This window comes from Bifidobacterium phasiani (assembly GCF_019331775.1).
In the GTDB taxonomy this organism is placed as follows: domain Bacteria; phylum Actinomycetota; class Actinomycetes; order Actinomycetales; family Bifidobacteriaceae; genus Bifidobacterium; species Bifidobacterium phasiani.
In genome coordinates this window covers 21,779-40,452 of record NZ_JAHBBD010000005.1, presented here as the reverse complement: position 1 = coordinate 40,452, position 18,674 = coordinate 21,779, and the positions used below count along the sequence as shown (strand labels likewise).

Annotated in this window: 17 protein-coding genes; 12 read left to right on the top strand and 5 right to left on the bottom strand. The window is 72.1% G+C overall.

Features of this window, described 5'->3' with window-relative positions; genetic code table 11:
* The first annotated feature begins 38 nt into the window (after positions 1-38).
* From KIH73_RS03275 to pafA, 6 genes are all read left to right on the top strand, one after another.
* Positions 39-731, top strand: coding sequence for a DedA family protein (locus KIH73_RS03275; protein ID WP_219080511.1), 693 nt, complete (start codon positions 39-41; stop codon positions 729-731).
* The gene (gene arc / locus KIH73_RS03270) at positions 718-2,283 is read left to right on the top strand and encodes a proteasome ATPase (protein WP_219080509.1); all 1,566 of its coding nucleotides are present in this window, start codon (positions 718-720) and stop codon (positions 2,281-2,283) included. Before KIH73_RS03275 ends, arc begins: the two co-directional genes overlap by 14 nt.
* Before the next feature lie 81 nt (positions 2,284-2,364).
* Positions 2,365-3,999 carry a depupylase/deamidase Dop gene (dop, locus tag KIH73_RS03265; protein ID WP_219080507.1) on the top strand — a complete coding sequence of 545 codons (1,635 nt, stop codon included), beginning with the start codon at positions 2,365-2,367 and terminating at the stop codon, positions 3,997-3,999.
* Positions 4,000-4,079: 80 nt separating this feature from the next.
* Complete coding sequence (locus tag KIH73_RS03260; protein ID WP_219080505.1) at positions 4,080-4,925, top strand: inositol monophosphatase family protein; 846 nt, start codon at positions 4,080-4,082, stop codon at positions 4,923-4,925.
* 17 nt (positions 4,926-4,942) lie between these two features.
* The gene (locus tag KIH73_RS03255) at positions 4,943-5,134 is read left to right on the top strand and encodes a ubiquitin-like protein Pup (RefSeq protein ID WP_219080503.1); all 192 of its coding nucleotides are present in this window, start codon (positions 4,943-4,945) and stop codon (positions 5,132-5,134) included.
* Positions 5,134-6,660 carry a Pup--protein ligase gene (gene pafA, locus KIH73_RS03250; protein WP_219080501.1) on the top strand — a complete coding sequence of 509 codons (1,527 nt, stop codon included), beginning with the start codon at positions 5,134-5,136 and terminating at the stop codon, positions 6,658-6,660. Before KIH73_RS03255 ends, pafA begins: the two co-directional genes overlap by 1 nt.
* A gap of 120 nt (positions 6,661-6,780) precedes the next feature.
* Here pafA and KIH73_RS03245 read toward each other — a convergent pair whose 3' ends face one another.
* The 3 genes from KIH73_RS03245 to purB form a co-directional block, all read right to left on the bottom strand.
* The gene (locus KIH73_RS03245) at positions 6,781-7,062 is read right to left on the bottom strand and encodes an HU family DNA-binding protein (RefSeq protein WP_033506481.1); all 282 of its coding nucleotides are present in this window, start codon (positions 7,060-7,062) and stop codon (positions 6,781-6,783) included.
* 135 nt (positions 7,063-7,197) lie between these two features.
* Positions 7,198-9,897, bottom strand: coding sequence for a flippase-like domain-containing protein (locus tag KIH73_RS03240; RefSeq protein ID WP_219080499.1), 2,700 nt, complete (start codon positions 9,895-9,897; stop codon positions 7,198-7,200).
* A gap of 17 nt (positions 9,898-9,914) precedes the next feature.
* Positions 9,915-11,357 carry an adenylosuccinate lyase gene (gene purB / locus KIH73_RS03235; protein ID WP_219080497.1) on the bottom strand — a complete coding sequence of 481 codons (1,443 nt, stop codon included), beginning with the start codon at positions 11,355-11,357 and terminating at the stop codon, positions 9,915-9,917.
* Positions 11,358-11,425: 68 nt separating this feature from the next.
* Between purB and KIH73_RS03230 the strand changes: the two genes are divergently transcribed.
* From KIH73_RS03230 to KIH73_RS03205, 6 genes are all read left to right on the top strand, one after another.
* Positions 11,426-12,250, top strand: coding sequence for a response regulator transcription factor (locus tag KIH73_RS03230; RefSeq protein WP_219080495.1), 825 nt, complete (start codon positions 11,426-11,428; stop codon positions 12,248-12,250).
* Between the two features lie 170 nt (positions 12,251-12,420).
* Positions 12,421-13,365, top strand: a complete 945-nt coding sequence (locus KIH73_RS03225; RefSeq protein ID WP_219080493.1) for an ATP-binding cassette domain-containing protein — start codon at positions 12,421-12,423, stop codon at positions 13,363-13,365.
* Positions 13,362-14,297, top strand: a complete 936-nt coding sequence (locus tag KIH73_RS03220) for a hypothetical protein (RefSeq protein WP_219080491.1) — start codon at positions 13,362-13,364, stop codon at positions 14,295-14,297. Before KIH73_RS03225 ends, KIH73_RS03220 begins: the two co-directional genes overlap by 4 nt.
* Before the next feature lie 15 nt (positions 14,298-14,312).
* Positions 14,313-14,915: a hypothetical protein gene (locus tag KIH73_RS03215; RefSeq protein WP_219080489.1), complete on the top strand. Its 603-nt coding sequence runs from the start codon at positions 14,313-14,315 to the stop codon at positions 14,913-14,915.
* Positions 14,885-15,181: a hypothetical protein gene (locus KIH73_RS03210; RefSeq protein WP_219080487.1), complete on the top strand. Its 297-nt coding sequence runs from the start codon at positions 14,885-14,887 to the stop codon at positions 15,179-15,181. The genes KIH73_RS03215 and KIH73_RS03210 overlap by 31 nt, the downstream gene beginning before the upstream one ends.
* A 345-nt stretch (positions 15,182-15,526) precedes the next feature.
* On the top strand, positions 15,527-16,477 hold the full coding sequence (locus tag KIH73_RS03205) for a sensor histidine kinase (RefSeq protein ID WP_219080485.1): 951 nt from the start codon (positions 15,527-15,529) through the stop codon (positions 16,475-16,477).
* Positions 16,478-16,566: 89 nt separating this feature from the next.
* On the opposite strand, the gene KIH73_RS03200 is transcribed toward KIH73_RS03205, so the two are convergent.
* Both KIH73_RS03200 and KIH73_RS03195 read right to left on the bottom strand, forming a co-directional pair.
* Positions 16,567-18,186: a PGAP1-like alpha/beta domain-containing protein gene (locus tag KIH73_RS03200; protein ID WP_219080483.1), complete on the bottom strand. Its 1,620-nt coding sequence runs from the start codon at positions 18,184-18,186 to the stop codon at positions 16,567-16,569.
* A complete protein-coding gene (locus KIH73_RS03195; RefSeq protein WP_219080480.1) occupies positions 18,183-18,542 on the bottom strand; it encodes a hypothetical protein in 360 nt (119 codons plus the stop codon). The genes KIH73_RS03200 and KIH73_RS03195 overlap by 4 nt, the downstream gene beginning before the upstream one ends.
* Between the last annotated feature and the right edge of the window lie 132 nt (positions 18,543-18,674).

The window sequence follows — 18,674 nt, the reverse complement described above, 5'->3', positions numbered from 1 at the left end:
AGCACCGATTGTCGGAAATCACTGGGACAATGGCCGGTATGCATGTTTCCCTTATCGCGGCCGCGGCCCCGCTGTGCGAGACCAACAGCGACGGGATCATCGGCGCCATCACCTCGTGGCTGGTCTCCGTGATGGAGACGGTCGGCGGCGTCGGCGTCGCCCTGGCCATCGCCCTGGAATCCATCTTCCCGCCGATCCCCAGCGAGGTCATCCTGCCGCTGGCCGGGTTCACCGCCGCGCGCGGCAACCTGGGGCTGGTCGAGGCGATCGTCTGGGCGACGGCCGGCTCCGTGGCCGGCGCCTGGGTGCTGTACGGCATCGCCCGGTGGGTGGGCCTGCACCGCATCCAGCGCGCCGCCGACAGGATCCCCGGCGTCAGCCGCGGCGACGTCGACAAGGCCAACCGCTGGTTCACCCGGTACGGCACCTGGTCGGTGCTCATCGGCCGCGTCATCCCCGTGGTGCGCTCGCTGATCTCGATCCCCGCGGGCTTCAACCAGATGAACTTCCCGGCGTTCACCGGCTGGACGCTGCTGGGCTCGGCGGTGTGGAACACCGTCCTGGTCAGCGCCGGCTACCTGCTGGGCGACCAGTGGTGCTCGATCCTCGGCGTGCTCGACATGTTCGAGAACGTGGTCATCGTCGTCTTCATCGTGGTCATCGTCGTGTGCGTCGCGCGCTGGGCGCGTAACCTGATGGCGGGACGAAAGGACGGCGATGACGGCAGATGACGCGGTGACGGCGGCGGGCGGCGACGAGGACCTCGCGGCGCTCAACGACCGGCTGATGGCCAAGAACCATGCGCTCGCCGAGGCGCTGAACCGCGCGGGCAGGGAGCTGACCCGGGCCAAGTCCCAGCTCTCCCGGATCGCGCGCCCGCCGCTGACCTTCGCGACGATGGTGCGCGTGGACTCCAGCGGGGTCGACGGCGACGGCGTGCGCTACGCCGACGCCGAGGTGATCGCCGGGACCCGGCGCATGGTCGTGCCGGTGGCCCCCTCGGTCAACGCGGCCCGGCTCGAGGCCGGCCGCACGGTGATGCTCAACGAGAACATGGTGCTGGTCGGTCAGCGCGACGTCGACACGGTCGGCCCGGTGCGCATCGTCGCGCAGACGCTGGACGACGGCCGGCTGATCGTGCGCGACGGCGGCGGCGCCGTCACGCTGGTGCGGCGCTCCACGGCGCTGGCGCACACGCGGATCGAGTCCTCCGACCGCGTCGTCGTCGACCCGTCGGCGCGCCTGGCGCTGGAGCTGCTGCCCGGCGAGGACGACGCCGACCTGGTGCTCGAGGAGACCCCGGACGTGACCTTCGCGGACATCGGCGGCCTCGACGGGCAGATCGAACGCATCCGCGACGCGGTCCAGCTGCCGTTCCTGCACCGGCGCCTGTTCGAGCGCTACGATTTGCAGCCGCCCAAGGGCGTGCTGCTGTACGGGCCCCCGGGCAACGGCAAGACGCTGATCGCCAAGGCCGTCGCGCACATGCTGTCCGAGGGCAGCGGCGGGGGCGGGGTGTTCCTGTCGGTCAAGGGCCCCGAGCTGCTGAACAAGTTCGTCGGCGAGTCCGAGCGCCTGGTGCGCATGATCTTCGCCCGCGCCCGCGAGCGCGCGGCGGAGGGCTGTCCGGTCATCGTGTTCATCGACGAGATGGACTCGCTGCTGCGCACGCGCGGCTCCGGCGTCTCCAGCGACGTGGAGACGACCATCGTGCCGCAGTTCCTCGCCGAGCTCGACGGCGTCGAGCGGCTGGACAACGTCATGGTGATCGGCGCGTCGAACCGCATCGACATGATCGACCCGGCCGTGCTGCGCCCCGGGCGGCTCGACGTGAAGATCCGCGTGGACCGGCCGGACGTCGAGCAGGCCGGCCAGATCGTCCGGCACTACCTGACCGACGACCTGCCGCTGGAGCGCGGCGTGGACGCCGACGCGCTGGTCGGCGTGCTGGTGCGCGACATCTACGCGCGCGACGAGCGGCGCCACGTGTGCGACGTGTGCGACGAGCGCGGCCGGTGGCGCGCGGTGCACCTGGCCGACGTCGTCTCCGGCGCGATGCTGAAGAACATCGTCGACCGCGCAAAGACGCGCGCGGTGAAGGCATCCATCGAGACCGGCGCCGACGTGGCGATCGGCGTCGACATGCTGGCGCGGGCCGCGGAGGACGAGTTCCGCGAGACCGTCGACTCGATCCTGGACGCCGACCCGGCCCAGTGGTCGCGCATCACCGGGCTGGACGCCGGCACGGCCACCCGCATCCGCCCGGCGTCCGCGGAGGGCTGAACGGCCGCGGCCGCATGGGCGGCCGGGCGGCGTGGCGGCGGCATACGGACGCAAGGCGACGAGACGTAAGGAGGAGCGAGGATGAGCGTACGGCGCGTCATGGGCACGGAGACCGAATACGCGGTGTCGAGGCGCGGGGCGGGGCGCTACAACCCGGTGCGGCTGTCGTTCGACGTGGTCGCCGCGGCCGCCGACCCGCGCTCCTCGCACATCCGCTGGGACTACCGCGGCGAGGACCCGGTCAACGACGCGCGCGGCCACCGGCTCGAACGGGCCGCCGCGCGCCCCGACATGCTCACCGACGCGCCGCAGGCCGACATCGTCAACGTCATCGCGCCGAACGGCGGCCGCGTGTACGTCGACCACGCGCACCCCGAGTACGCGGCCCCCGAGACCGACGACCCGTTCGACGCGGTGCGCTACGACCACGCCGGCGACCTCATCATGCGGCGCGCCGCCCGCCGCGCCGGCGGGGACGGGGAGGGGCCCGTCGAGCTGCACCGCAACAACGTGGACGGCAAGGGCGCCAGCTGGGGGACCCACGAGAACTACACGATGCTGCGCTCGGTGCCCTTCGAGCGCGTCGTCGCGCTGCTGACCCCGCATCTGGTCAGCCGTCAGATCTACGCCGGATCGGGGCGCGTCGGCATCGGGGAGCGCGGCGAGACGCCGGGCTTCCAGCTCAGCCAGCGAGCCGACTACGTGCACATGCGCGTCGGGCTGCAGACCACCTTCGACCGGCCGATCGTCAACACGCGCGACGAGCCGCACGGCACCGCCGGGCACCGCCGCCTGCACGTCATCGTCGGCGACGCGAACCGCATGGACGTGCCGCAGCTGCTCAAGCTCGGCACGACCAGCATGGTGCTGTGGCTGCTGGAGCACGGCGGGCAGGCGGGCGTCGACCTGGACGCCCTGGCCGACGGGCTGGCGCTCGCCGACCCGGTCGCGGCGATGCACGCGGTCTCGCACGACCTGACGCTGGCCGAGCCGCTGGAGCTCGAGTCGGGCGGCCGGACGGACGCGTGGAACATGCAGGTGCGGCTGCGCGGCGCCGTGTACGAGGCGGCCGCCGCCATCCACGGCGTCGACAGCCACGGCGAGCCGCGGTGGCCCGACGATTCGACCCGCCGCGTGATGGCGATGTGGGGGCGCGCGCTGCTGGACGTGGCCGCGATCCGCCACGCCGACGACGAGACGCGCCTGGGGATGCGCGAGCAGGCCTCGCGCGTGGAATGGCTGTACAAATGGCAGCTGCTGGAGCGGTGCCGCCGCAAGGCGCATCCGGCCGGCGGCGCCGGGACGCGCTCGGGCATGGCCGGCGCCGTGCCCGGGTGGCGGGACGCGCGCATCGCGGCGCTCGACCTGTCGTGGGCCGCGCTCGACCCTCAGCGCTCGGTGTTCGCCAGGCTCGCCGGCTCCACCGAGCGGCTGGACGACGACGCGGCGCTGGAACGCGCGGCCGTCCAGGCCCCGGAGGCCACGCGCGCGTGGCTGCGCGCCCGGCTGGTCGCGCGCTACCCGGAGCAGATGGTCGCCGTCTCGTGGACGCAGCTGACGGCGCGCGACCCGTCCTCGTCCCAGGGTCTGCTTACGCTCGATGTCTCCGACCCGCTGGCGTTCGGCAGGGGGCGGTGCGGCGGCCTGGTGGAGGAATCGCGCGACGCCGCCGGCCTGCTGCGTGCGCTGGCGGGGAACATCATGCCCCGCGGGTAGAATCGGGGCAGCGGACATATTCGAAGGTTGAGGAGCGCCGCAGGGACAGCAAGGCGGCGCGTGACGGATAGGAACAGACGATGGAATTGCAGCAGCTGGCGTTGGAGGCGACGCGCATTGCGCAGGATGCCGGCAGGCACGTGCTCAGCGAGCAGACGGCGCCGCGCCGCCTGCAGCGGCTCAAGGTACCCAAGGAATCGACCCAGTTCGACCTCGACGTCAACGACAAGCTCGTCGACTTCATGCGCGGCCGCCTGCGGTCGCTGGAGCCGTTCGACGGCTTCTGGCACGACCGCCCGGAGCAGTGCCACCCGGGCCAGCGCTACTGGTGCGTCGGCCACATCGACGGCGCCATCAACTTCATCCGCAACATGCCCGAATGGGGGATCACGATCTCGCTGTTCGAGTTCAACGAGGAGTGCTCGGCCCAGCCGATTCTCGGCGTGGTGCACGCCCCGGCGCTGGACATGACCTACATCGCCGCGCGCGGCCAGGGCGCGATCCGCATCCGCAAGACCCCGATCGGCGACAAGCGCGAGAAGATCATGCCCTCCACGACGCCCTCGCTGGACGGCTCGGTCGTCAGCTTCGGCATGTCGTACGTGCCGGAGGAGTCGATGCGCGCGCTCAAGGTCGTCTCCGCGATCTCCGGGCTGCCCGCGGACATCAAGCGCGTCGGCCCGGTCTCGCTGGACCTGTGCAAGGTCGCGGACGGCACCTACGACGCGTACTTCGAGCCGCACCTGCACACCTGGGACATCCCGGCGGTGTCCGCGGGCGCCGTGGTGCTCTGGGAGTCCCAGGGCAAGCTGCGCCAGTGGGACGGCGAGCAGATCCATTGGCGGCGCGAGAACGACGTGGTCGCCTCGAACGGCATCATCATCAACGAACTGCGGCCGTATCTGACCGAGTTCTCGGCACGGTAGCGGAAAGGACGGCGGACATGCCCCAGGAATTCGCACAGGCGTTCCCCTCGCAGCAGGACGAGGCGCAGGAGGAGTCCGCCGTCGTCGCGAACGCGGCGGCCGACGAGCAGATCGACCTGCTCGACGCGGTGCTGGACGACATCGAGACCACGCTGGAGGCCAACGCGCAGGAATACGTGAGCAGCTTCGTGCAAAAAGGCGGCGAGTGATGCCCCAGCTGCGCGACAGCGGCACCCATCCGACCGGCGGCGCCGGGCCGGAGTGCGCGGCGCAGTCCGACAAGGCGCACGGCTTCGACCGCATCTTCGGCATCGAGACCGAGTACGGCGTCAGCGTGACCGGCGCCGACCGGCCGTGCGACGCCGGCCAGGTCGCGATGACCATGTTCCGGCCCGTCGTCTCGCGCGCCAGGTCGACGAACACCTATCTGCCGAACGGCTCGCGGCTGTACCTCGACGTCGGCTCGCACCCCGAGTACGCGACCGCCGAGGCGCGCGACCCGCTCGACGCGCTCGCGCAGGACCTCGCCGGCGAGGCGGTGATGCGCCGGCTCGCGCTGCAGGCGCAGGAGCGGCTGCGCGCCGCGTACGGCGGGCGCGCCACCATCCACGTGTACAAGAACAACGCCGACTCGGCGGGGCACTCCTTCGGCTGCCACGAGAACTACCTGGTCCGCCGCTACGTGCCGCTGGAGACCATCGAGCGCGAGCTGCTGCCGTTCCTGATCACGCGCCAGCCGTTCACCGGGGCCGGGCGCGTGACGCCCGACGGCTTCCGCGTCACCCAGCGCGCCGACTTCCTGGACGAGGCGGTGTCGTCGGCCACGACGCGCGCCCGCCCGATGGTGAACACGCGCGACGAACCGCATGCCGACCCCGACTCGTACCGGCGCCTGCATGTGATCATCGGCGACTCGAACCGGTCGCAGTTCGCCACCGCGATGAAGCTGGCGACCACGCATCTGGTGCTGTGCGCGATCGAGCACGCCGCCCGGAGCGGCGAGCCCTCCGGACTGGAGGGCTGCGCGCTGGCCGACCCGAACGCCGCGAACCGCGCGGTCAGCCGCGACCTGACCGGCGGCCGCGAGGCGCGCCTGCGCCTGGCCGACCCGCAGGCCTTCGGCATGCACGGGGGCGGGGGCGCCGTGACCCCATTGGAGCTGCAGTACCGGTACCTGAGCGTGGTCGACGCGTTCCTCGACCGGCACGGCGACCGGGTCGCCGCCTCGATGCCGGTCGGGCGGTCCCGCCGGGTGCGCGACCTGTGGGCGCGGGTGCTGGACGACCTGTCGGCCGGACGGCTCGACCGGCTGGCCGACCGCGTCGACTGGGTGGCCAAGAAGCGTCTGGTCGACGCGCTGCGCGCGCGGCGCCCGGACGTTCCGCTGGCGCGGCTGGAGCAGATCGACATGGACTACCACGACGTGGCCAACGGCACGGTGTACGAGACGCTGGTCCGTCGCGGCGCGATGCTGCGGCTGGTCGACGCCCGGGGCGTCGAGGAGTCGCTGGGCGCGCCGCCGCGGGACACGCGCGCCGCGCTGCGCGGGCTGTTCGTGCGCACGGCCGAGGCGGCCGGCGCCCGCTATTCGTGCGACTGGACGCATGTGGCCCTGACCACGCCGGTGAGGCGCGAGGCCGCGATGATCGACCCGTTCGACGCCGAACCCACGCCGGAGTTCGCCGCGCTGCTCGACGCGCTGTGCCGAACGGCCGACGGCGGCCCGGCAAGCTGATCCGGCGGCCCGGCCGGCGCCGGCGCCGGCCGGGCCGGACGACGGCCATCCCTCCGGCAAAAGGAAACGCCCCCGAACCGTGGGGGTTCGGGGGCGTGCACGTTCGGATCGGAACCGATCTTACTTGGTGACGGCCTTCTTCAGCAGGGAGCCGGCGGAGATGCGAACGCCGTAGGAGGCGGGGATCTTGATGGTCTCGCCGGTGCGCGGGTTGCGACCGGTGCGCTCAGCGCGCTTGACGCGCTCGGCGGAGAACAGGCCGGTGAGCTTCAGGCCCTCGCCGGACTCCATGGCCTCGACGAACACATCCTGGAACGCGTTGACCGCGGCCTCAGCCTGAGCCTTGGTCAGGTTCGACTTCTGAGCGATCTTCGACACGAGATCAGACTTGTTGTACGCCATACAGCATCCTTCTTGAGTCAGGGGGCGACGCGATTGTGCGTCACCCAACGTTCATACCGATAATAGCGCAGAAAACTGGCGATTTCCGCATTTTTCTAGGGATTGCACCACACTTTGCCGGAAAAGGGGAACTTTTCAGAACAGGTTGTGCCGATCGAGCCACTTCATCGCCAGCGCGCCCATCGGGATGCGCAGCCAGTAGAAGGCCACGCGGTAGACCAGCGTCGCGGACAGCGCCACGGCGGCGGGCACGCCGACCGAGGTGAACGCGAACGTCAGCGCCGCCTCCACGGCGCCCAGGCCGCCCGGCGTGGGCACCGCGGAGCCCAGGGTGTTCGCCAGCAGGAACACGAACGTCGTCTCGATCGGGTTGGTGGGGTAGCCGAACGCCATCAGCGCCGCCCAGAAGCCCAGCCCGGTGACCAGGTTGAGCACCAGGGCGCCGGCGAAGCCGATGGCGAGCTCCTTCGGCTGGGTGAGCACGTTGACCAGCTGGCGGGCGTACGCCTTGACGATGGGCAGGTAGCGCTCGGCGACGAGCCGACGCACCGGCGGTATGGCCATCGCCACGGAGACGACGAGCGCGACCGCCGCGATGGCGATGACCAATGTGTTCGTCGGGATCATGCCTGAGAGCATGTTGCGTCCGGTGAACACGCCGATGACGAGCAGCAGCAGGATCGTCGTGCCGCCCTGGATGGCCCACACGGCGCTCATGATCGCCGTGGCCCGGGTGCTGCGGTAGCCGCTCTTGCGCAGGAACTGCAGGTTCACGAACGCCGGTCCGACGCCGGCGGGCATCGAGACGGCCGTGAAGCCGGACGCGGCCTGGGCCATGAACACCCCCAGGTTGCTGCGCCTGTCGCGGTCCATGAACACCCCGAGCGTCAGGGCCGACCCCAGCCACGCGACCAGGCCGCACAGGACGCACAGCAGCGCCATGCCCGGGTTCGCGTTCGAGATCGCGTCGATCACCTCGTCGGGCCGCAGCTGGGTGATGACCACCGACACGGCCACGATGAGCAGCACGATCATCAGGAAGGACTTGACGCTGAACCGCGAGAGCTTGACCGGCTCCATCGCCTCGGACACCTCCTGGGGCGCCAGGGCGCGCAGCGCGTCGCGCACCTCGTCGAGCAGCTGCCTGCCCCACGGGTTCAGCGCGCGCGTGCCGGCCGGGATCGCGGCCTTCTGCACGAACGGCACCAGCCCGACCAGCGCGTCGTCGCCCCACACCCGGCGTGCGGCGCGCACGGCGGGCTCGACGCCGATGAGCATCGACAGCAGCGTCAGCAGCTGCACCTTGTCGATCGCCAGGTTGGCGGCGGTGCTGGTGCAGTCGCCGTTCTGCCAGCCCGCGATCACCGGGGTGCCGATGGCCAGCCGTCCCAGCGTGTCGGGGGTGATGCGGTGGTGCGAGAGCCCGCGGCGGTGCGCCACGTCGAGGTAGCGCATCAGCGCCGCCGCGTCGTCCTCGGTCAGCGTGTTGAGGTTGCACTCCATCGCGGTCGAGTCGGCGTCCAGCACGAGGACGGCGGACTCGCCGCAGTCGACGATGCCGTACGGCCGCGGCGCGGCCAGGCCGATGTGGCCCATGGCCAGCAGCATCGTGAAGTGGTGGTGCACCGCGTCCGAGACGGAGCGGTCGCGCCGCGTGGTGACGCCGGTCAGGCGCAGCCACTGCCACAGCTGGTTGAGGTATCCGGCGTTGTGCGACTGCCCGTCGATCACCGACACCGTGAACCGTCGGCCGTAGCGGTCGACCATGTCGTAGATGCGGGAGTTCTCCGCGAGGTCGTCGTCCAGCGTGGTGCGCAGCACGCCGGATTCGCCGTGCGCCTCGGGGCGGCGGACCAGCGAGGTCGCCTCCAGCCCGATGGTCTCCAGCGCCTGCACGAGCTGTCTGCCCCAGGCGCCCTTGTTCTGCGTGCCGGTGGCGAATCGGACCGTCATGCCGACGATGCGGCCGACGGCGAACGAGACGAGCACGCCGGGCACCGAGTTCCACGACAGCACCACCAGCAGCACGGCGAGCACGTACAGCGCGTTCCAGCCCCATTTGACCGACGAGCGCATGCGCCGCGGACCGGCGGCCGTCAGGAACGCGGCGAACCCGGCGTAGAAGTCGGGCAGCAGCCCGGTGCCGCCGGTCGCGGCCGGGGACGACAGACCGAGGACCAGCGGCTGGAACCCGACGTGCGTGATGATGGCGGAGACGCCCCACACCGCCGCGTACCCGCCGAACATGGCGATCAGCGAGATCGCGGACTGGACCCACTCGCGGCTGACCAGCAGCTGGAACAGCACGCATGCGACGATGGCGATCGTCGCGATCTGCTGCAGCAGCGACGCCGGCACGTCCATCAGCCAGCCGATGGCCTGCCCGGCGGTGTGCGCGTCCGATTCCACGCCGGCGGTCATGCCGCGCAGGTACACCGCCACGAGCAGCATGGCCACGGCCAGCACCAGCGACCCGGCCGCGTGGGCCAGGTCGCCGAAGTCGCGCGTACGCCGCGGCGGCACGTCCTCGATGTGCACGTCGCCGCGCGTATCCGGCGCGTCCGTCGCGGACGCGGACGTCGCGGTGGAGACCGGGGGCGCGGATCTGTCCGGTTCGGCCGGCTCGATCGGCTCGACCGGTCTGCTCGGCTCGTCCGGGTCCGTCGCGGGCGAGTCCGGGGAACCGGGGGCGGCCGCGACGGACCCGGCGGCGGTCCCGGACCCGTCCGCGACGTCGGGCCGCCGCCCGTCGCCGTCGTCCTGGCCGACCGTCGCCGGGGCGATCCGCTCGTCGGGGTCGGGGGAGCCGCCGGCGGTCACGATGTTCTCGACCATCGGGTCACCGTGCTCGCTCAGCGGTCGAAGTCCACCAGTCGGGACGCCACGCCGGTGTAGGTGGCGGGGGTCAGGGCCTTGAGCCGGGCTGTGGTCGCCTCGTCGAAGGCGAGGCCGTCGATGAACCGCTCGACGTCGTCGCGGCTGATCTCATGGCCGCGCATCAGCTCCTTGACCTTCTCGTACGGGTTGTCCATGCCGGGCAGGCCGCGCAGCTCGCAGGCGCGCATCGCGGTCTGGATCGGCTCGCCGAGCACCTCCCAGTTCGAGTCCAGCTCGCGCTTGATCACGATGTCGTTGGGGTGGATGGACTTCAGGCCGCCGAGCAGGTTGTCCAGCGCCAGCAGCGAGTAGCCGAGCGCCGAGCCGATGTTGCGCTGCGTGGTCGAGTCGGTCAGGTCGCGCTGCCAGCGCGACTCCACCAGCGTGGCGGACAGCGTGTCCAGCAGCGAGCAGGACAGCTCCAGGTTCGCCTCCGCGTTCTCGAATCGGATCGGGTTGACCTTGTGCGGCATCGTGGACGAGCCGGTGGCCCCCTTGACGGGCTCCTGCGCGAACACGCCGCGCGAGATGTACATCCACACGTCGACGGCGAGGTTGTGCAGGATGCGGTTCGTATGGCTGATCGTGCCGTACAGCTCGGCCTGCCAGTCGTGCGACTCGATCTGCGTGGTCAGCGGGTTCCACGTCAGGCCCATGCGGCCGGTCACGAACTCGCGGGAGACGGCCATCCAGTCGACGTCGGGGCAGGCGGCCAGGTGGGCGCCGAAGGTGCCGGTGGCGCCGTTGATCTTGCCCAGGTACTCCTGGGCGCGCACATGTTTGAGCTGGCGGCCCAGGCGGTACGCGTAGACGGCGAGCTCCTTGCCGAGGGTCGTCGGCGTGGCGGGCTGGCCGTGCGTCAGGCTGAGCAGCGCCTTGTCGCGGTACTCGTCGGCCTTGGCGGCCAGATGGTCGACGACGGCCTGCGCGGCCGGCAGCCACACCTGCTCGACGGCGTTCTTCACGCAGCGCGCGATGGACAGGTTGTTGATGTCCTCGGAGGTGCAGGCGAAATGCACCAGCGTCTTCAGCCGCGGCAGCTGGGTGCCCTCGCCGAGCGCGTCGGCGGCGGTCTCCAGGCGGCGGTCGATGTAGTATTCGACGGCCTTGACGTCGTGGTGGGTCACCGACTCGATGTCGGCGTGCTCGGCGATGCCCTCGGCGCCGAAGTCCTCGGGGATCGCGCGCAGGTAGGCCTGCTCGGCCTCGGTCAGCGGCTCGACGCCCTCGACGATCGGGCGGTTGCCGTTGCCGTCGAAGCCGTTGGCCAGCAGGATCATCCATTCGACCTCGACGCGCATGCGCTCGCGGTTCAGCGCGGGTTCGCTCATGTGTTCGACGAGCGCGGCCGTCTGTCGGTGGTAGCGGCCGTCGAGGGAGGTGAGTGCGATTGCGGGGGAGATTTCGGTAAGCTTCATGCCTACCAGAGTACTTGCACCCCACGAACCGGCGGACGCGGCCGGGGTGTGGACAGGGAGGGGAGCGTATGGGCGGAACGAGGATTCTCGTGGTGGAGGACGACGCCGACATCAACGAGGTGGTGTGCACGCAGCTGACCAGGCGCGGATACGCGTGCGTGCCGGCGTATTCCGGGTCGGAGGCGCGGATGGCGCTGGATCTCGCCGCGGCGGCGGGGGAGCCGTACGGGTTGGTAGTCACCGACCTGATGCTGCCCGGGGTCCGCGGCGAGGAGCTGGTCGCCGGCCTGCGCGCGTCCGGCGCCGGCGCGCCGATCATCGTGATCTCCGCGCGGGGCTCGGTCGACGACCGCGTCGCGCTGCTGCGGATGGGCGCCGACGACTATCTGGTCAAGCCGTTCGACCTCAACGAGCTGTCCGCCCGCGTCGAGGCGCAGCTGCGCGGGCGCGGGCTGGGCGCCGGACGGGGCGGCGGGGATGCGGATACGGCCGGCGATGCCGCGGCCGGCGGCGGTGGGCTCTCCCCACGGCACAATGTGCATGTGGGAGCCGGTGCATCGACGGGTGGCGGCGCACCCTCCACACGGCACAATGTGCTTGTGGCGGGGCGCTGGACGATGGACGTCGAGGCGCACTCGTTCCTCGTCGACGGCGAGCCGGTGACGCTGACCAACATCGAGTTCGCGATCGTGGAGCTGCTGCTGGAGCACCCGGACACGGTGTTCACCAGGCAGCAGGTGTACGAGTTGTGCTGGGGCGAGCCGTACGTGGTCGACGACAACACCGTGACCGCGCACATCTCCAAGATCCGGGCCAAGCTCAGGCCGACCGGGACCGAGGGGTACATCCGCACGGTGTGGGGGCTGGGTCTCAAGCTCGCGGTGCCGCGCTGAACGGCGGCGGGCCCGCGGCGCGTGCCGGCCGCCGAACGTCACGAATTCGCAAGATTTGCGTGAGGGTCGGGCAAGAACCGTTCCGTAGGGTGGGACCGGACGGGCCGGGACCTGCCCGGCGCGGCCCGCTTGGGACGGGCCGCGCGAGGCAACGAGACCAAGGAGCGGATATGGATGTGGTGAGCACGTCCGGGGTGAGCAAGGTCTACTCCGGCAAACGCGCCGTCGACGACCTGAGGATGAGCGTGCCCCAGGGAGCGATCTACGGGTTCGTCGGCAGGAACGGCGCCGGCAAGTCCACGGTGATGAAGATGATCGCCGGCCTGGCGACGCCGACCGAGGGCGACATCGAGGTGTTCGGCCGGCCGGTGCGCGCGCATGCGGCCCGCCGCGGCGCGGGCCGTGTCCGCCCCGCGGTGCAGCGCGTCGGCGTGCTGATCGAGAACCCGGGCATCCTGCCGAACATGAGCGCGATGCACACGATGATGGCCCTGGCGCTGGCCCTGGGCGTGCCCGAGCCGCGCAAGGCCTGCGCCGACCTGCTCGGCCAGGTCGGACTGGCCGACACGGGCCGCAAGCCGGCCAAGGGGTTCTCCCTGGGCATGAAGCAGCGGCTGGGCCTGGCGATGGCGCTGCTCGGCGGCCCCGACCTGCTGCTGCTCGACGAGCCGCTCAACGGGCTGGACCCCGAAGGGGCGCGCGCCATGCGCAATTATCTGGTGCAGCTCAACCGCACGCGCGGCATCACCATCGTCATCAGCTCGCATGTGCTCGACCAGCTGGAGCGCATGTGCACGCACTACGGCGTCATCGCCGAGGGCCGGATGGTCCGCCAGATGACCGCCGAGCAGGTGCAGCGCGAGTGCGGCGACAGCCTGCGCGTGCGCACCGCCGACCCGACCCGCACGCTGGCGCTGTTCGAGGACGCCGTCCTCGGCGACGGCGTGCGCCTCGCCGCCGAGCCCGACGGCTCGATCGTCGTCTCCGGGGGCTTCGAGCCCGCCCGCGTCTCCGCGGTCCTGCACGACGGCGGCCAGGAGGTGCTGGAGCTGTCGACGCAGTCGCGGGACATGGAGGAGTACTTCGTCGCGCTGATGGAAGGGGGCCGGCGATGACCAGGCTGCTGCGATCCGGCGTGTACCGTCTGGTGCACGGCCGCAAGCTATGGGTCGGCACCGCCCTGATCGTGGCGGCGTGCTTCGGCGTCGTGACGCTGATGAGCCTGATGGTCGGGACGCTGCGGGCCGACGGCTCGGCGGGCGTCGGCGGCCTGCAGGTCACGGTGGACGGCGGCCGGTATTCGAGCGTCGCGCCGGATTCGGCCGACGCGGCCGTCCTCGACATCTTCTCCAGCCGGACGGCGCCCAACCACTCGTGCCTGCTGGTGCTCATGGGGCTGTTCCAGGGCGGCACGGCCGGCATGCTCGTTTCGGTGGTCGCGGTGCTGGTCCATGCGGAGGACTTCGAGCGCGGCTTCGTCCGCGCCGAGCTCGCGGGCGGCCACGGCCGCGTCGCCTACCATGCGTCGTACCTCGCGCTCGCCGCGCTGTTGGCGGTCTGGTATTCGCTGGTCGTCGTCGCCTCCACCGAGGCCGCGTTCGCCGCGGCCGGCGTGCGCGTCGTCGGCGCCGAACCGCTGTGGCGCTACGGCCGGCTGGTCGGCCTGAACACCCTGGGCGTCGTCGCGGTGACGCTGACGGTCGCGGCGGTGCACAGCGTCGTGCGCAGCAAGGTGGCCGGCGTCTCGCTCGCCATCTGCATCGGCGGCGGCGCGATGGGCTCCGTGCTGACCGGACTGGCCCAGCTGCTGGGCGAACGCTTCGGCTGGATCGCGCAGGCCGTCTCCTGGCTGCCGACGGTGAACCTGGGGCGGATCAACGACGCGGCGCCGCTGCTGGGGCTGACCTCGTCCGCCTCGCAGGGCGCCGCCGCGCTGCCGGACGCCGGCATGTCGGCGTGGACGCACGCGCTGGTCTGCTTCATCGGATGGATCGCGGCCGCCGTGGCCGTGACGCTGCTGGCCAACCGCCGGCGCGACGTGTGCTGAGGGGAGGGCCGGACGATGCTCAATCTGCTGCGCTCCGACGTGTACCGGCTGATCCACGGCCGCAAGCTCTGGGTCGGCTCCCTGATGCTGGTGGTGTGCTCGGCGGGCCTGCTGGCCGGCGTGATCACCTTCGTCGGCGGCTATGACGGCGCCATCGACGGCGACATCACCGCGGCCGTGGCCCGCACGCTGCCCAGCCATTCCGCGATGCTGACCTATTCGAGCATGTTCCGCGGCGGCCTGGTCGCCGGCGTGGTCAGCGTCGTCGCCGCGCTGGCCGTCGGCGAGGACCGCGAGAGCGGGCTGGCGAAGAACCTGTTCTCGTCGGGCATCGGCCGCCGCCGGTACGTCGTCGAGAAGATGGCGCTGACCGCGCTGCTGGCCCTGTGGTACTCGCTGCTGTCGGTCGTGGCGCTGGAGATCACCTTCGCCGCGCTGGGGTTCCGCTACGAATCCGCCGAACCGGCGCTGGCGTGGCTGGGGTTCGTCGTGCTGCTGGTGCTCGGCGTCACCGTGACGCCGTCATCGCCGCGACGGTGGCGCTGGTCACCGGCAGCCGGGTCGCCTCGTGCGCCACGGCCGTCGCCGTGGGCTTCCAGTTGGTCGGCGGCGTGCTGACCGGGCTGGCGGGCATGGCGCCGGAGCGGTACGGCTGGATCCAACGGCTTGCGGCATGGCTGCCGATCAGCAACATGAACATGCTCGAGGACACCCGCTCGCTGTGCTCGGACGTGCTGCCCGAGGGGGTGCGCTCGTTCCTGACCGCCGGCGTCGTCGACCTGGGCATGCCGGTCTGGGCGCACGCCGCGGCGTGCTTCCTGGGATGGCTGGCGGTGTGCTGGGCGGTGACGCTGCTGGTCGTCTGCCGGCGCGACCCCTGCTGACGGCGGGGCCGTGACGTGCGGCGCCGTGACGCCCGGCAACGGCGGGGAGGGCCGGAATGGCGCCGCCGTGGCGCCCGGCGCCGGGGGACCGGGCCGGCGCACGCGGCGGTCCGGGACCGACCGCGGCGCATCCATGCCGGTCCGCCCGTCCGGGCCGCCCCGCCTGGTGCGCCGTCGGCTTCCGGTACACTGTCGGCTTGACGGATGGCCGCACGCATCCGGCGGCGTCGGACCGGACCGGCGGCGTCGGGCCGGCTCCGTGCCGGGGCGGGACGGTCCGGGCGCCAGCGGCCCGCGCCCGCCGACGGCGCGCCGCGGTCGTGGAATCAAGGACGGGATGGACATATGGCATGGGTGATCGCGGCACTGGTCGGGTGCATCGTCGGCGGATGCGCCGTGGCGGCCCTGGCCGCGGGCGAGATGCGCCGCATGGCGGACTTCCTGCGCCGCCGGCCGGCGGGCAGCAACGCGCGCCTGACCGTGGCCGCGCCCGGCGAGGCACCGGCCCGGCTCGCCGGCGCGATCAACGACCAGCTCGATGCGATCCAGAACGAGCGCGTCGAGGCCATGCGCCGCACCGCGGAGTTCCAACGCGACCTGTCGGCGCTGGCCCACGACGTGCGCACCCCGTTGATGGGCGCCCAGGGCCACATCCAGCTGGCGTTGGACGGCGTGCGTTCCGGTTCCGTCGCCGTCGGCACGCCCCAAGGGGACATGGCGGAGATATCGCGCCACCTCGAATCGGCCCTGACCCGCCTGGGTGACATGCGGATGCTGCTCGACCAGCTGTTCGCCTACGCCCGCGCCAACGACCCCGACCGGCAGCCTGTCGTCGAACCCGTGGCGGTGCATCCGCTGCTGGCGCAGATCCTGCTCGGCCACTACCCCGAGTTCGAGGAACGTGGGTGGGAGCCGACGGTGCGCTTCGCGGACGAATCCCTGAGCGTCGACGCGGACCGCGCGGCGCTGGGGCGCATCGTCGAGAACCTGGTGACCAACGCGCTGCGCTACGGCGCCGGAGCGCCGGACATCACGCAGCGGGGCATGGCGGTGACGTTCACGAACCCCATCGACGGCGACACGGCCCGGCGGCTGGACGTCGCGCACATGTTCCGCCGCTTCTACCAGGCCGACGACGCGCGCAGCGGCAACGGCAGCGGCCTGGGACTGTCGGTGGCGCAGTCCCTCGCCGCGGCGATGGGCATGGGGCTGCGGGCCGAGATCGGCGAGGGCCCGACGCTGTCGGTCACCCTGGACCTGGACGCGGGCGCGGAACAGGATGACGGCGGCGTCTGACCGGCCCCGGCCGTCCCGAGTCCGGTCTCGGGGCCGCGGCGGGACGGCTGGTGCGGCCCCGCATGGCCGTGCCGCACCGCGCCCGCGCGTCATCGTCCGCCTCCGATCGCATCCGCGACGCCCGTCATTCCGGGCGGCGCGCCGGGCGCCAGCGTCCGGGCGTCGACCATGCGGCCCTGCCAGTAGGTGGTCGCCACCAGCTTCCCGTCGATGACGTCCCGGAAATGCTCCTCATGGCGGTCCAGCGCGGGGGAGCCGAGGTCGGTGGCGTGCCGGTACGCGGCCTGATGGTACTTCAGCCAGTGCGAGATCTGCTTGTCGCCCTGCGAATCCGCGACGTTCGCCCAGGCGAACGGACGGGCCTCGCCGGCGCCCGTCCCGGGCACGCAGGCGCCGTCCTGCGTCACGGTCGGCGCCACGTCGCCGTCGCCGACCGCCGCGACCTCGCCGCGCACGGTGAGCCACGTGTCGCTCGCCGGGTTCGGCGCGCCGTCGAGCGCGGCGACCAGCTCGTCCCCGACCTCCACGCTGGTCACCCAGGTCCGGTCCGGGATCGGATGGTTCGCGACCGGCGAGCCTGCCGTGACCACATGGTCGATGGCGAACCGGTCCGCCATGTCCGAGGCGATGGCCGCGGCGACGATGCCGCCCTGCGAGTGGCCGACCAGCGCCACCGGCTCGTCGGCGCCGATGCCGGCGCGCTCCATCGCCTCCACCACCATGCGTGCGCTGGCCGCATGCATCCGGCGCTCGCCGTCGTCGCTCATCAGCTCGACGTTCTGCGGCCATCCGAACGGCGAATCCGGCTTGCCGTCGGTGCCCGGGATCGTGACCAGCCACGACGAGGACCCGTCGGCGGCCCGGTACTCCTGGATCGCGATGGTGCCGTGCTCCAGGCCGCTGTCCAGATCGATCTTGCCCAGCCGCTCCTCGCCGAGCCGGCGCAGGTTCTCCAGCGCGTCGGCCACCGAATGGGCCTCGCGCACCACGTCCGTGCGCGACTCCACCTGCCTGACCGTCAGCGTGTCGCCCTGCACCAGCGCGTACAGCGGCGCGGTCACCCGGGCCACGCCGGTCGCGGCGCCGTTCACCTCGTCGGTGGATCGCAGCCCGCGCACGGGGCCGACGCCGCCGACCAGCGCGGCGAACCCCGCCATCAGCCCCTCGTGCGCCCAGGCCGTGGCCTCGAGCGCATACATGCCGTTCGGACCGCCTTCGGCGAGCGACCCGCCGATCGCGCCGCCCACGGCGAGCGAGCCGGCGGCCAGCGCGACATGACCGGGAAAGGCGGCCGTGGCGAACTGGACGAGCTCGTCGACCAGGCGCGTGGTGGTCAGCTCGGCCTCGGAATACAGCGAATACGCCCTGATCAGCAGTTCGGCGGCATGCTCGGCCTGCCCGGCGACGTCCCGGCAGACGCGCGCGTGGTCCTCGCAACGCTCACGCAGCCGTTCGTACGGCAGCGCTACATGCACGCCGCCGCCCGCATCGGGGTGGACGCCGGACGTTCCCGAGGTCATCGCCGGGCACAACGCCGCGCCCGCGCGCTGCCCCTGCAGCGTCAGCGGCGCCGCGGCGAAGGACACGGCCAGCGCCCGCCACGCGCCGGCCTGCTCGTTGAGCGCCGCGGCCGCCGCGGCGCTCTCCTCGATCGACGCCGTCGCATACGCCCGGCCTCCGACCACCTGCGAGGACACCACCCATCTCATGCCGCACCCCCGGCCATCGCCGCGATGCGCGCCGTGCCCTCGGCCTGGTCGGCCAGCGCCGCGGCTGCCCGGCCGATCTCGTCCAGGCGCTCACGGCACAGATTCGCCGCCGCGCCCGTCCAGTCCAGCCCCGCGCACAGCCGCACCGCCCCCGCGAGCGCATCGGCGTCCGAGCGCGCCGTGCGCGCCAGACCGGCAAGCGTCCCGTAGCCGTCCCGCGCCGCCTGCGCGCACCGGCAGGGTTGGTGGAGGGCCGGTTGCGGCGTCTGGGACCCGGCCCCCGTCTGTCCCGCGCCGGGCGGCGTCGTCCCCGCCGACGCCGCCAGCAAGCTGGTGGTGTTGATCGCAATGCCCATGGCTCCATGGAACGCGATGCCGGGAACCCGCGTCCAGCGCGGCGGGCGTTGTGGTCGAACGGAAAGGGTTATCCACAATCACGGCGTGTCGCGGCCGTGGTCCCGACGGCGGCCGCGTGCGACGGAGCCGTG